This is a genomic window from Pseudomonas sp. GL_091, assembly GCF_057837725.1.
In genome coordinates this window covers 2,717,782-2,730,728 of sequence record NZ_CM174451.1, presented here as the reverse complement: position 1 = coordinate 2,730,728, position 12,947 = coordinate 2,717,782, and the positions used below count along the sequence as shown (strand labels likewise).

The window sequence follows — 12,947 nt, the reverse complement described above, 5'->3', positions numbered from 1 at the left end:
CGCCTTGCGTTCGCAGTTCGCGTTATTTATCCGGAAGATCGCCCATGTCGACCACCACCCTCAGTTCACCCTCACCCACCGCTTCGGTGGCCGGCCAGGCCAGCCCCCTTGTCATGCGCGTCATCGGCGCCTGTGCGCTGGCGCACCTGATCAACGACCTGATCCAGGCCGTGCTGCCGTCGATCTACCCGATGCTCAAGGCCAGCTATGGCCTGAGCTTCACCCAGGTCGGGCTGATAACCCTGACCTTCCAGCTCACGGCTTCATTGCTGCAACCGTGGATCGGTTTCTACACCGACCGGAATCCCAAGCCCTGGCTGTTGCCGGCCGGCATGGTCTGCACCCTGATCGGTATTCTCATGCTGTCGATGGTCGGCACCTTCCCGGCGATTCTCGTGGCCTCGGCGCTGGTGGGTGTAGGCTCGTCGACCTTTCACCCGGAGACCTCGCGGGTTGCGCGCCTGGCCTCGGGCGGTCGCTACGGCCTGGCGCAGTCGACCTTTCAGGTCGGTGGCAACGCCGGTAGCGCCTTCGGCCCATTGCTGGCCGCCGCGATCATCATTCCCTATGGCCAGGGTAACGTCGCCTGGTTCGGCCTGTTCGCGGTGTTTGCCATCCTCGTGCAGTACGGCCTGAGCCGCTGGTACCGCAATCACCTGAACCTGTTCAAGCTCAAGCAAGGCAGCAAGGCCACCCACGGCCTGTCGAAACGGCGGGTGACCTTCGCCCTGGTGGTGCTGGCGTTGCTGGTGTTCTCCAAATACTTCTACATGGCCAGCTTCACCAGCTACTTCACCTTCTACCTGATCGAGAAATTCGACCTGTCGGTGGCCAGTTCGCAGCTGTACCTGTTCCTGTTTCTTGGCGCCGTCGCCGCGGGCACGTTCTTTGGGGGCCCGATCGGCGACCGGATCGGCCGCAAGCAGGTGATCTGGTTCTCGATTCTCGGCGCCGCGCCCTTCACCCTCGCCCTGCCCTACGTCGACCTGTTCTGGACGGGCGTGTTGAGCATGATCATCGGCTTCATCCTCGCCTCGGCGTTCTCCGCCATCGTGGTCTTCGCCCAGGAACTGGTGCCCGGCAACGTCGGCATGATCGCCGGGGTGTTCTTCGGCCTGATGTTCGGTTTCGGCGGGATCGGTGCCGCGCTGCTCGGGCACCTGGCGGATATTCATGGCATCGAATATGTCTACACGTTGTGTTCGTTCCTGCCGTTGCTGGGAGTTCTGACCATACTGTTGCCGTCTACTGGACAACGCTCGTCGGGAGCGTGAATAGCCATCAGGAGGACCCCCCCATGAAAATCGTAGTCACCAGCGTGCTCGTCGATGATCAGGCCAAGGCGCTTGCCTTCTACCGGGATGTGCTCGGTTTTGAACTCAAGCACGATATCCCCATGGGCGAACACCGCTGGCTGACGCTGACATCCCCCGGCGATCCCGATGGCGTCGAGCTGCTGCTGGAGCCCAATGCCCACAGCGCGGCAAAGACGTTCCAGAGCGCGATCAAGCAGGACGGCATTCCCTGTACGTTTTTCGGCGTCGACGACGTGCAAGCCGAATATGCCCGGCTCAGCGCCGCCGGCGTGCAATTCACCCGCCCGCCGACAGTGATGGGACCAGTCACCCTCGCGGTACTGGACGACACCTGCGGCAATCTCATCCAGATCGTCCAGCACAACTCAACCGCCGTCGGTGCCTGAGCGCTGATTGCGGTTGCGACAATGAAAGGCGCCCCCGAAGGTGCGCCAGCCACAGCTACCCCGCCAGAAACTCACCGATCACTGCGAGCACCGCATCCGGTTGCTCGCGGTGAGGCACATGCCCGCAGTTCTCGAAAATATGCAGGTTCACCGGGCAGCGCGCCCGTTCGGCAAGGTACCGAGGGTGATGCAACGAACCGTATTCGTCCTGATCACCGTGCAAGACCAGCAACGGACAGTGAACCCGCAGTAGCCGGGCATCCAGATTCCATTGGCTGAAGGCCTCGGACAACCAGGTATCCACCCACGCCCGCAAAACCCAATGAGCCTTCTCACCGTGGTACTTCTGCAAGCGCTCTAACTGGTCAGGTTCGGCGAACTGCCGATCAGCCGTACGAATCGACTCCAGCGTCACCCCATCGACAAAGGCCTGTGCAGACTCGGTAATCAGCCCCTGGCAAGCCTGGGAGTGCGCCGCGGCACAGGCAACGGCCATGCCCCCACCCACGCTGTGACCCAGCACCACGAAATCACTCAGGTCGAGCTGCTCGCACAGGGCCTGAAAACCGCCTGTGGCTTCGTCCTCGACAAACCCGGGCGCCAGTGCGCCTGGGTGAGCCGCAGAACGCCCGAAGCCGAGCCGGTCATAGGCGATGACCCGACGCCCGCTTGCCTGGGCCAGAAGTTCGGGAAAATCGCGCCACAAGGCCACGCAGCCCAACGAATCGTGCAGCAGCACAATGGGTGCGCCGTGAACTTCGACCGGGTTCCAGCACTGCGCGTACAGGTCGCCGTGCGGGGTCGAAATCCAGTGTTGCCGGGTAGAAATCGGCTGCATAGGCTGGCGGTGCTCCATGTCCATGATCAATGCTCGTCAACTGCCACCGGGGCAACGAGCAACACCTTAACATTGCTCGTCGAAACCCGTGCCGCGGCTGACGGGAAACAGCAGGCAAGACAACATTCCCTAGACGACCACCCGATCAATTTTGCTACCAACCCTGTAGCACTCGGTAACACCCGGCCCCAATGCAGTGCGTCTTTTAAACGCCTTGCCGTGCGCCACCCCACTCCACACGGGGCCACCCGCCATGGCGTACTTTGTGCATCCAATGGCCATCCTCTTCTGCCTGTAGCCGCCATGCGCCCCAAGGAACTGAAACTCTGGACCACCGGTGTCGCCCACCTGCTCGACCTGCCTGCCGGGCATGGGCGGCTGTCGGGGTTGAGTCATTGGCTTCGGCAAATCTGCCCGGTCGATCATTTCGTGTTGTTTGTCTACGAAGGCAATCACCGGCCATTGGCGTTGTTCGATACGTTCTCGGCGGACAAGCGTGCGGTGTATGTCGACGACTATCAGTGCGGGCCTTACCTGCTCGATCCGTTCTACCTGGCTTGTACTCGCGGGCAGGCACCGGGGCTGTGGCGTCTGCGCCAGTTCGCCCCCGACCACTTCTACCTCGGCGAGTACTTCCTGACCTATTACCAGCAAACCGGACTGGCTGAGGAAGTGGCGTTTTTCGTCGACCTCGGTGGTGGTGCCACGGCGGTGTTGTCGCTGATGCGATCCAGCGCCAGCTGTGCGTTCAGCCGAGACGAAATGCAACTGGTCGAGTGCGCGCAAGCGGTGGTCGAGCAGGTCATCAATGAAGCCTGGCGCTTGCGTCAGGCTCAGGAACCGCGACCGGCGCAGGACCTGGACTTCAAGATCCGCGAAGCCTTCGACCAGTTCGGCGCGCACATCCTCACCGGGCGCGAGCAAGAAATCGTTCAACTGTTGCTACGCGGTCACTCAAGTGCCTCGGTGGCTGAGCAACTGAACATCAGCCCCGGCACGGTGAAGATTCACCGCAAGAACATCTACGCCAAGCTGGGCATTGGCAGCCAGTCGGAATTGCTGGGGTTGTTTATTCGGGAGTTGACGGAAGATCCGTTGCAGGCCCCCGGCCTCAAGCTGCAAGCCTGATACCTGTCGGTAAGCAGAAAACCCTGTGGGAGCGGGCTTGCCCGCGATAGCGGCAGCACATTCAACATTGATGTGTCTGACATACCGCCATCGCGGGCAAGCCCACTCCCACAGGTCTACTGGTGATCTGAAGATTGTGGTCAGGGCGGATCAAGCTGATCCAGTGCCCGGTTCACCGCCAGTTCACCCAGCATGATCACCTGCGCAATCCCCAACAGCGCATTGCGGCTCGTCCCTTCCAGATGATCCACCAGATCGGTCGCCATGACATTGGCCGAGGCCAGCGACTCACAGGCGTGCACCAGCAAGGTTTCGGCACTGAGTTCGGGATTGACGATGAACATCGTGCTGGGTGCGCGCGGGGTGGCCATGATCGCAGGGCCGGGGTTGAGGTAATGATCGAGGGCGCGCTCGGCGGCTTCGTGGAGTTTGTTTGAATCGAGGCTTTCGTACGGGGATGCCGGATCGGTGTCCGGCGGGTTGGGTGTGACTTTGAACATAGTGAAACTCCTAGTTAGAAAGAGGAGCCTTCACCTCGCTACCAAACGAGGGGGTGGCGACCATACGCGGGTTGGTAGACCGGTAACTAGGCCCCGGCGCTCCCGAAGGAGCCCTGCGCATGGCCACCATAAAACAGACGCCTGAAAAGGCCTGTAGACGGCAAAACCAATACGCCTAGTTACCGGGCTACCAAACCCGATCACTGTTGTTATTCAGCGACCGGCAAACGATAAAACCCAGCCCCAAGGCGCACAAGCCGGCGGATTCTGGCGTACCTGTAGGCAACGACGCAAGGTGGTGTAGCCTTCGCGAAGTAACTCCGGGTGTCTTTAAACACGCATCTGCATTTTGTAGGAGCGAGCTTGCTCGCGATGGTCGTTAACGAATACGCGTGATGACTGGCTGAACGCAGTGCTCTTGAGCCCATCGCGAGCAAGCTCGCTCCTACAACAAGCCGCTCCTATCCCCCAAGGGATATATACACCGCAAAACCCCGATTGCTAGTTTGGCCCCCGACGCACTGATTCATCACTGCAAGGGAGCCCACCTCGTGAACAACACCCCGCCAAGCGATATCGAATTCTGCAATGTGGTCAAACGCTATGGCGAGGTGCAGGCCGTCAGTGGTCTGGATTTCGCGGTGCGGCGTGGCTCGTTTCATTCCTTTCTCGGCGGCTCGGGCTGTGGCAAGACCACCACCCTGCGCATGATCGCCGGCTTCGAACAGCCCACCAGCGGCGAGGTTCGTCTGGCCGGCAAGAGCGTGGCCGGTGTGCCGGCCTTCGAGCGGCCGGTGAACATGGTGTTCCAGCATTACGCGTTGTTCCCGCATCTGACCGTGGCGCAGAACATTGCCTACGGCCTGCGTTATCGCAATCCACGCCCGGACAAAAAACAGCAACTGCGCATGGCCGATGAGGCGCTGGAGATGGTGCGCCTGAGCGGCTTCGGCCAGCGCAAGCCGAGTGAACTGTCCGGCGGCCAGCAACAGCGTGTCGCCCTCGCCCGTGCCTTGGTCAACAAGCCGACCGTGTTGCTGCTCGACGAACCGCTGGCCGCGCTGGACCGCAAGCTGCGCAAGGAGATGCAATCGGAACTGCTGCGTTTGCAGCGCGAGGTCGGTATCACTTTCGTGCTGGTCACCCACGACCAGGAAGAAGCCCTGTCGATGAGCGACAGCATCAGCGTGATGCACAACGGTTCGATCATCCAGACCGCCACCCCGGAACAACTCTACGAAGCCCCGGCCAGCCGTTACGTGGCTGACTTTATCGGCGAGTCCAACCTGTTCGACGGCACCGTGCGCCAGCTCAACGGCAACTCGGTGGTGCTGCGTACCGAACAGGGTCTGGAGCTGACCAGTCCCCTCACCCCCACTGGCAAAGGCCTGAGCGCCAACACCGCCGGTTGCATTGCGGTGCGCCCGGAGCTGATCAGCATCGCCAGCGCCAACGCCGAAATGACCCGTGAAGTGAAGCTGCAAGGCTGCGTCGAGGACCGTATCTACCTGGGCAATTCCACCGAATACCGCGTGCGCACCCAGGCCTTCGGCGTGGTCTGCGTGCGGGTGCCGCGCCAGCAGGATCACGGCGCCAATGCATTCGAACACGGCGCGCCAGTGCGCGTCGGCTGGGATCACGCCAATGGCCTGGCCATGGCGTTGTAAATCATCGATTCGTTTCATCAACCGGATGTGGAGCGTGCTATGGACCAGAAGACTTTTATAAAAAATCTGCGCAGCTGGCAGAACGGCTCGATCAGTCGCCGCGAGTTCCTTGGCCGCACGGGCCTTGGGATCGCCGCCGCCGTGGTCGCGACCAACATGCCCGGCCTGCTGACCTCCACCGCCGAGGCCGCCGAGCAAGCCAAGCTGGGTGATCGCCTGTCGCTGGCGACCTGGCCGAACTACCACAGCCAGGAAAACCTCGACACCTTCGGCAAGACCACCGGCGCCCGGGTGTCGATGAGCGTGTTTGGTTCCAACGAAGAAATGCTCGCCAAACTGCAGGCCGGCGGCAGTGGCTGGGACGTATTGGTGCCAACCAACTACACCATCAGCACCTACGTCGGGCTGGGGCTGATCGAGCCGCTGGACCTGTCGCGCATTCCCAACTTCGATGCCTCGGCGTTCCAGCAGAAGTTCATGGCCCAGGGCACGGTGGACGGCAAGGTCTACGCAGTGCCGAAAAACTGGGGCACCACCGGCATGCTCTACGACGCCGGCAAGCTGAAAAACGGCCCCGCCAGCTGGAAGGAATTCTGGGCCGCCGCCCAAGGCCCGGCCAGTGGTCGGACGATGGTCCACGACTACCAGTTGACCGCCATCGGCAACGCGCTGAAAAGCTTCGGCTACAGCTTCAACTCCCTGGACCCGAAAGAACTGGCCGACGCGGAAAAGCTGCTGATCGAGGTCAAGCCGCACCTGTTCGCGATCAACTCCGACATTCAGCCATCGATGCGCAGCGGCGATGCCTGGCTGGCGATGTCCTGGACCGGCGACGCCTCGCAACTGCACCGCGACAACGCGCAAATGCAGTTCGAACTGGGCAAGGAAGGTGGCGAGCTGTGGAGCGACTTTTTCGCAATTCCGAAAAGCTCAGAGCACAAGGACGCCGCCTACGCCTTCATCAACTACCTGCTCGATCCGCAGCACAACAAGCTCGAAGTGCTGAGCCACGGCTACCCGAGCGGTGACAAGCGTGTCGACGCGCTGCTGCCGGTGGCGATGCTCGACGATCCGATCATGTACCCGGCCGCCGAGGCCCTGAGCCCGCTGGAGTTCGGTGCTGCCGCGACGCTGACCAGCCCGGCGCGCGCCGAACTGATGGCGCGTTTCAAGTCCGCCTGATCGCTTGACCATGGCCAATGAGGAGTCACCCATGAATGCCGCCGCCCACCCGCAAACGGTGCAGCCGGGCCATGCCCTGTCGGTCGAGGTTCGCCAACGGCGCAGCCTCGGCCGGCGCATCACCCTGCTGATGCTCTTGCCTTCGACCCTGTGGTTCCTGCTGCTGTTGTTGATGCCGCTGGTGATCATCCTGGTCTTCAGTTTCGGCGAGCGCAGCGCCGTGGGCGGTTACGCCGGTGGCTTCACCCTGGCCAACTACCTGAACCTCGGTTCTCGCGGCGCGGCGTTCAGCAATACGCTGATGCTGGCGCCGCTGGGCACCCTGGTGTGCCTGGTGGCGGCGTATCCATTGGCGTACTTCCTCGCGGTCAAGGTCACCAGGAACCGCTCGCTGTTGCTGACCCTGGTGATCGTGCCGTTCTGGACCAGTTTCCTGATCCGCACCTACGCCTGGATTTTCATCCTCAGCGGTAAGGGCATCCCGGCGCTGCTGGCCAGCCTGGGGCTTGAGGATGTGCGGCTGATCAACACGCCGTGGGCGGTGCTGATCGGCATCGTCTACGGCTACCTGCCGCTGATGGTGTTCCCGATCTACGTCAGCCTGGAAAAACTCGACAAGCGCCTGCTCGAAGCCTCGGCGGACCTGGGCGCCAGCGCCTTCGAAAGCTTCCGCCGGATCACCCTGCCACTGTCCGCGCCGGGGATCATCACCGGGGTGATGCTGGTGTTCATCCTGCTGATGGGCGAGTTCCTGATCCCGGCCATTCTCGGCGGCGGCAAGGTGTTCTTTGTCGGCAACGCGCTGGTCGACCTGTTCCTGCAATCGCGCAACTGGCCGTTCGGCAGTGCGCTGGCCATGACGCTGGTGGCGATGATGCTGTTGATCATCGGCGTGTACTTGAAACTGGTGGCGCGCTACGGCGGACGCCCTGCCGACGGAGGCCTGTGACATGTGGCTGCGCAGCTATTCCACTTCGCTGTACCTGTTCCTCTACGCGCCGATTGCCCTGATCGTGCTGTTCAGCTTCAACGCCGGGCGCAGTGGCCTGGCGTTCCAGTGCTGCTCGGTGCAATGGTTCGGCACCGCGTTCGGCAACCCGTTCATCATGGAAGCCCTGGGCAACAGCGCGCTGATCGCCTTCAGTTCAGCGGTGATCGCCACGCTGTTCGGCACCCTGGCGGTGTTCGGCTTGCAGCGCTGCGGCGCCAAAGTGCGCATGCTGTTCGATGCGCTGACCTACTGCGCGATCATCGTGCCAGGCATCGTCATCGGCATCTCGACGCTGATTGCGTTCATCAGCCTGTTCGACCTGATCAACCCGCTGCTGGCGAGCTGGCTGCCGACTGTGCCGAAGCTGAACATGGGGTTCTTCACCGTGATCGCCGCGCATTCGCTGTTCACCATGGCCCTGGTGATGGTGATCGTGCGCAGCCGCGTCGACTCGCTGGACAAGGCCTTGCTGGAAGCCTCGGCGGATCTGTACGCGCCACCGATGGACACCTTCTGGCGGGTGACCCTGCCGCAGATCAGCCCGGCGATCATGGCCGGGTTCCTGCTGGCGTTCACCTTCAGCTTCGACGATTTCATCATCGCGTTCTTCGTTGCGGGCTCGGAAACGACGCTGCCGATCTACATCTTTTCCTCCATCCGCCGCGGCGTGACGCCGGAGATCAACGCGATTTCCACGGTGATCATCTGCGTGTCGCTGGCCCTGCTGTTCACTTCCCGCCATCTGCAAAACCGCCGTACCGGCGTCCAGGAGTCACACCATGCGTGATCAGCTCTACATCAACGGCGAATGGGTCAGCCCGGATCTGGGCGGCTATCTGGACGTGATTGATCCGGCCACCGAGCAAGTCTTCCACCGCGTGGCGGCGGGCACTGAAGAGGATGTCGACCATGCCGTGCGTGCGGCCCGTCGCTCCTTCGACAATGGCTGGGGACAAACCAGCGGCGCCGAGCGCGGGCAATGGCTGGAGGCGCTGGCCGATGAACTGGAAAGTGGCCAGCAGGCGCTGGCGGAACTGGAAGTTCGCGACAACGGCAAACCCTTGCCCGAAGCGCAGTGGGATATTGGTGACGCCATCGCCTGCTTCCGTTACTACGCCGGTTTGGCCCGTGAACTGGATCAGCAACAGGACCAACCGCTGGCCCTACCGGATGAGCGCTTTCGCTGCCGCATCCGCTATGAGCCGATTGGCGTCGCCGGGCAAATCACTCCCTGGAACTACCCGCTGCTGATGGCCGCGTGGAAAGTCGCTCCAGCCTTGGCTGCCGGGGCCACGGTGGTGTTGAAACCGTCCGAACTGACGCCACTGACCGCCCTGGAACTCGCGGCCGCCGCCGACCGTATCGGCTTGCCCGCCGGGGTGTTGAACCTGGTCACCGGCCTCGGCGCCGACGCCGGCAGCCCGCTCACCGAGCATCCGGGGGTGGACAAACTGGCCTTCACCGGCAGCGTGCCCACCGGCGCGAAAATCATGTCGGCGGCGGCGCGGGACATCAAGAACATCAGCCTGGAACTGGGGGGCAAGTCTGCGTTCATCGTGTTCGACGACGCCGATGTCGAGGCGGCGGTGGAGTGGATTCTGTTCGGGATTTTCTGGAACCAGGGTCAGGTGTGCAGCGCCACGTCACGCCTGCTGGTGCAGGAAACCATCGCCCCGCGCCTGATCGAACGGCTGGTGGAAGAAACCCGCAAGATCACCATCGGCCCGGGAATGCAGTCAGGCGTGCTGCTCGGGCCGCTGGTCAGCCAGGGCCAGTACGACAAGGTGCTTGGTTTCATCGACCAGGGCCTGGCCAGTGGCGCCCGCTTGCTCACCGGCGGACGGCGACCGGCGCATCTGGCCGAAGGGTATTTCATTGAGCCGGCGATCTTCGACGAGCCGGGGCACAGCAGCATCTTGTGGCGCGAAGAAGTGTTCGGCCCGGTGCTGTGCATCAAGCGCTTCAAGACCGAAGAGCAAGCGCTGCAAATGGCCAACGCCAGCCGCTTCGGCCTGGCCGCTGCCGTGATGAGCGCCGACTTGCAGCGTACCGCCCGGGTCGCCAACCAACTGCGCGCCGGGATCGTCTGGGTCAACTGCTCGCAACCGACCTTCGTCGAAGCGCCCTGGGGCGGCATGAAACACAGCGGCATCGGCCGGGAACTGGGGCAATGGGGGCTGCACAATTATCTTGAGGTCAAGCAGGTGACCGAGTACGTAAGCGACCAGCCGTGGGGGTGGTACTTGAAGTAAACGGGTCGACCTCTTCACGAGCAGGCCGCCTCGCTTTTGCTTTTGCGGTGTACGCCCCCTCGTGAGGCCGAGCGCAGGTTCTGCGCAGTGGGCAACCCGGCATGGATGGCCGATGGCGGCGGGCCCACGGAGCAGGACCGGAGCGAGGGCACCCTGAGCCTAAGCGAAGGGCCGAACGTCAAGGGCAAAGCGTTTTGGTTACTTTGGCGCTCTTCCAAAGTGACCCGCTGTAAGAGCCAGCCCTTTCAAGGTGTTTTCCCTTTATGGGCCTTAAGCACCCGATCCGTCGACACATGAGCGTGCGCAGCTTTGCCGTCCAGCCACTCCTTGGGTTTGGCGATTTTGGGACCACGTATGCTTTTGGCCACTTGCTTGGGCTTGATATTCCTGGCGAGCGCCAACAGTCGCGTTGCCAGCGTTTCTAAGGTCGTTTGAAGTGTCAGGTAATCTGAGGGCAGTGCGATCTGCATGCCCTCGTATCCGCTACGCACTTGTACCGTCAGGTGGAAGATCGAAGCTTCCCAGCCTTCGGGCAATGTCTCGCGATGAGCCTGTTCCACGCTGCGCTTGAGCACTGCCAGGACGTTGTAGGCCAGGATCGCCGAGGCAAAACCCAGCAACGCCGCCCGCGGAGCGCCAAGGCTTTCGATTTCACTGTCCAGCACCGATTCCAGGCGCTGGAACATCCCTTCGATACTCCAGCGACGACGGTATAACTCGGCGATCTGCCCGGCGCTGACGGTGTCTGGCAAGTTGCTCCAGAACCACATCACAGTGTCGCCTGAGTCAGTAGGTGTCTGTAGGTTCAGTTCAACTCGACGCCAGCGGTGACCACCTTTGAGTTCGATGATTTGCTCGCGCACCGTTCCGGATTCGATGGCCACAGATTCTTGCCAGCCGCCTTCCTCAATCAACCGTGGATGTTTGCTTTGCTGGCGAATAATGAACGAAGCCCCCGCTTCCTCGCAGGCTTGCATGACGGGCAGCGTGCAGTACAGCCGATCGGCCATCCATAGCTGGCCCTTAGTGGCGTGGGCCAACAGCGGCAGCACGCTGACGCGCTCACTGGCGTAGGCATCCTCGCATGGCTGCAAGTCGACGATCTGATCGAGGTCCGGGTCGTAGACCACTACTGAAAACCCTGGTCGCGCCGCACCTCGCTCACGCCGCAAAGCCCCCAAGCGTTTTTCAGTAGAAGGCAGGTGGTTGCCGTCGACAATGCGCAGCTGCCAGCCGGGCAAAATGGCTGAGCAGCCCAACTCTTTTATCGTCGGAGCCAGGCGCTCGGCGCTTCCTGTAACCAACGCCCGCAGCAACGCGGGCTCTGTGCGGCTGACCTTGTCATAGAGCGCCGCCAACGTAACCGGCAGCCCCTCCATTTGCCGGGCAGCGGCATGCAAAGAAGGGCGCAAACCTAATGAAACAAGGGACATCAGCTCAACGATGGTCGAAAACAAAAGCTCACGCGGGTACTGGCGTTGACGGTGTTCTTCAAACACCTGATCAACCCATTCGGCAGGAACAGCCTGCTCCAGTATCAATTTCGTCATGACACTGGCCGGTGTCTTTTTTTCAAACCGCGCTAGAACTTCTGCCCACATCGTTTTCGTCACCCTGACTGGTTTTTAGGGGATTCTAAACGAAGATCTTGAAAGGGCTGGCTGTAAGAGCGGAACCAATAACCGCCGTTACCGAAGAAACGGATATGTACCGGCTGTGAGCACCGCATTGGCGTACACCCGCTCCCTCATTTGTTTTGCTGACCAGAAGGCTTGTGGCATCGGGTTATCAACGCGTAACTTGAATGACCTGCCCTTCAAGACACGCCGGAGTTGATCCATGCGCATCGCCTTGCTGTCCGACATGCACCTGTCCGTCAACGCGATCCCTTTTCCCGCCGTGGATGCCGATATTGTCGTGCTCGCCGGGGACATCGCCCGACCGGCCAAGGCCATCGAGTGGGCCAGAGTGTGCCCGGTTCCACTGTTGTATGTGGCGGGCAATCACGAGTTCTATGGCAGTGACCTGGCCTCCACCTACGAGCAATTGAACAGCTTGTCGCAAGGTACACAGATCCACGTACTGGAACGTTCGGAGTACGTCCACGACGGCGTGCGTTTTCTCGGTTGCACGCTGTGGTCTGACTATCGCCTGCTCGACAGCCCCGAGGATCGGGCGCTGGGCATCGATCTGGCAACCCAGCTGATCCGTGACTTCAGCCACATCAAAATTGCCCCCGACTTTCCAGACCTGTTCACGCCGGCCATTTCCCAGTTGGTTTTTCTGCAGACCGTCGCCTGGCTGGAAGACTGCTTCACCCGCGACAACAGCACGCCCACGGTGGTGGTTTCGCATTTCGCCCCGACCCGGTCGAGCATCAGCCCGACCTTTGCCAGTTCGCCAATCAACTCAAGCTTTGTCTCGGACCTTGAAGCACGGATCAAACACTGGCAGCCGGCACTGTGGCTGCATGGCCATACCCATGGCAGCTTTGATTATCGGGTGGGCAACACCCGCGTGGTCTGCAACCCACGGGGCTATGCCAAGAATGGCATCAATGAAAATCCTGATTTCGATGAGGCTTTCGTGATCGATCTGCAGATCTGAGGTAACGCTGAAATCAATAGTCTCCAGGGTCGCGCCCGATGGAACGCCGGCAACCCGCTACACTTTCCTCGCTCCGCCGC

Annotated in this window: 12 protein-coding genes; 9 read left to right on the top strand and 3 right to left on the bottom strand. The window is 61.6% G+C overall.

The features are described from left to right. The first annotated feature begins 44 nt into the window (after window positions 1-44). Together AC3ITY_RS12515 and AC3ITY_RS12510 are read left to right on the top strand one after the other, a co-directional pair. Entirely contained in the window at window positions 45-1,274 is a 1,230-nt protein-coding gene (locus AC3ITY_RS12515; protein ID WP_489309488.1) for an MFS transporter, read from the top strand. 23 nt (window positions 1,275-1,297) lie between these two features. After that, window positions 1,298-1,702: a VOC family protein gene (locus AC3ITY_RS12510; RefSeq protein ID WP_489309486.1), complete on the top strand. Its 405-nt coding sequence runs from the start codon at window positions 1,298-1,300 to the stop codon at window positions 1,700-1,702. A 55-nt stretch (window positions 1,703-1,757) separates the two neighbouring features. Here AC3ITY_RS12510 and AC3ITY_RS12505 read toward each other — a convergent pair whose 3' ends face one another. Further along, window positions 1,758-2,540 carry an alpha/beta fold hydrolase gene (locus tag AC3ITY_RS12505; RefSeq protein ID WP_489310850.1) on the bottom strand — a complete coding sequence of 261 codons (783 nt, stop codon included), beginning with the start codon at window positions 2,538-2,540 and terminating at the stop codon, window positions 1,758-1,760. 303 nt (window positions 2,541-2,843) lie between these two features. On the opposite strand from AC3ITY_RS12505, the gene AC3ITY_RS12500 reads away from it, so the two are divergent. Further along, window positions 2,844-3,668: a response regulator transcription factor gene (locus tag AC3ITY_RS12500; RefSeq protein ID WP_489309484.1), complete on the top strand. Its 825-nt coding sequence runs from the start codon at window positions 2,844-2,846 to the stop codon at window positions 3,666-3,668. A 140-nt stretch (window positions 3,669-3,808) separates the two neighbouring features. Here the strand turns inward: AC3ITY_RS12500 and AC3ITY_RS12495 are convergent, their stop codons facing one another. Beyond that, entirely contained in the window at window positions 3,809-4,168 is a 360-nt protein-coding gene (locus tag AC3ITY_RS12495; protein WP_489309482.1) for a DUF6124 family protein, read from the bottom strand. A 551-nt stretch (window positions 4,169-4,719) separates the two neighbouring features. On the opposite strand from AC3ITY_RS12495, the gene AC3ITY_RS12490 reads away from it, so the two are divergent. The 5 genes from AC3ITY_RS12490 to AC3ITY_RS12470 are packed head-to-tail and all read left to right on the top strand — an operon-like array spanning window position 4,720 to window position 10,260. Then, a complete protein-coding gene (locus AC3ITY_RS12490; RefSeq protein WP_489309480.1) occupies window positions 4,720-5,835 on the top strand; it encodes an ABC transporter ATP-binding protein in 1,116 nt (371 codons plus the stop codon). Window positions 5,836-5,874: 39 nt separating this feature from the next. After that, the gene (locus tag AC3ITY_RS12485; protein ID WP_489309478.1) at window positions 5,875-7,017 is read left to right on the top strand and encodes an ABC transporter substrate-binding protein; all 1,143 of its coding nucleotides are present in this window, start codon (window positions 5,875-5,877) and stop codon (window positions 7,015-7,017) included. Between the two features lie 31 nt (window positions 7,018-7,048). Beyond that, window positions 7,049-7,966 (top strand): ABC transporter permease, encoded by a 918-nt coding sequence (locus AC3ITY_RS12480; protein WP_057715264.1) that lies wholly within the window; start codon window positions 7,049-7,051, stop codon window positions 7,964-7,966. Between the two features lies 1 nt (window position 7,967). Continuing rightward, window positions 7,968-8,795, top strand: coding sequence for an ABC transporter permease (locus AC3ITY_RS12475; RefSeq protein WP_057715265.1), 828 nt, complete (start codon window positions 7,968-7,970; stop codon window positions 8,793-8,795). Further along, window positions 8,788-10,260: an aldehyde dehydrogenase family protein gene (locus AC3ITY_RS12470; RefSeq protein ID WP_489309475.1), complete on the top strand. Its 1,473-nt coding sequence runs from the start codon at window positions 8,788-8,790 to the stop codon at window positions 10,258-10,260. The genes AC3ITY_RS12475 and AC3ITY_RS12470 overlap by 8 nt, the downstream gene beginning before the upstream one ends. A gap of 245 nt (window positions 10,261-10,505) precedes the next feature. On the opposite strand, the gene AC3ITY_RS12465 is transcribed toward AC3ITY_RS12470, so the two are convergent. Beyond that, window positions 10,506-11,810 carry an IS4 family transposase gene (locus AC3ITY_RS12465; RefSeq protein WP_489308355.1) on the bottom strand — a complete coding sequence of 435 codons (1,305 nt, stop codon included), beginning with the start codon at window positions 11,808-11,810 and terminating at the stop codon, window positions 10,506-10,508. 289 nt (window positions 11,811-12,099) lie between these two features. Between AC3ITY_RS12465 and AC3ITY_RS12460 the strand changes: the two genes are divergently transcribed. Then, window positions 12,100-12,867: a metallophosphoesterase gene (locus tag AC3ITY_RS12460; RefSeq protein WP_489309473.1), complete on the top strand. Its 768-nt coding sequence runs from the start codon at window positions 12,100-12,102 to the stop codon at window positions 12,865-12,867. The last annotated feature ends 80 nt before the right edge of the window (window positions 12,868-12,947 follow it).

What these genes read in the sequence shown, in the direction of transcription:
- AC3ITY_RS12515 (WP_489309488.1), top strand. Translation starts at nt 45, where the DNA reads ATGTCGACCACCACCCTCAGTTCACCCTCACCCACCGCTTCGGTGGCC.
- AC3ITY_RS12500 (WP_489309484.1), top strand. Translation starts at nt 2,844, where the DNA reads ATGCGCCCCAAGGAACTGAAACTCTGGACCACCGGTGTCGCCCACCTG.
- AC3ITY_RS12470 (WP_489309475.1), top strand. Translation starts at nt 8,788, where the DNA reads ATGCGTGATCAGCTCTACATCAACGGCGAATGGGTCAGCCCGGATCTG.
- AC3ITY_RS12465 (WP_489308355.1), bottom strand. Translation starts at nt 11,810, where the DNA reads ATGACGAAATTGATACTGGAGCAGGCTGTTCCTGCCGAATGGGTTGAT.
- AC3ITY_RS12475 (WP_057715265.1), top strand. Translation starts at nt 7,968, where the DNA reads ATGTGGCTGCGCAGCTATTCCACTTCGCTGTACCTGTTCCTCTACGCG.
- AC3ITY_RS12495 (WP_489309482.1), bottom strand. Translation starts at nt 4,168, where the DNA reads ATGTTCAAAGTCACACCCAACCCGCCGGACACCGATCCGGCATCCCCG.
- AC3ITY_RS12505 (WP_489310850.1), bottom strand. Translation starts at nt 2,540, where the DNA reads ATGCAGCCGATTTCTACCCGGCAACACTGGATTTCGACCCCGCACGGC.
- AC3ITY_RS12460 (WP_489309473.1), top strand. Translation starts at nt 12,100, where the DNA reads ATGCGCATCGCCTTGCTGTCCGACATGCACCTGTCCGTCAACGCGATC.
- AC3ITY_RS12485 (WP_489309478.1), top strand. Translation starts at nt 5,875, where the DNA reads ATGGACCAGAAGACTTTTATAAAAAATCTGCGCAGCTGGCAGAACGGC.
- AC3ITY_RS12480 (WP_057715264.1), top strand. Translation starts at nt 7,049, where the DNA reads ATGAATGCCGCCGCCCACCCGCAAACGGTGCAGCCGGGCCATGCCCTG.
- AC3ITY_RS12510 (WP_489309486.1), top strand. Translation starts at nt 1,298, where the DNA reads ATGAAAATCGTAGTCACCAGCGTGCTCGTCGATGATCAGGCCAAGGCG.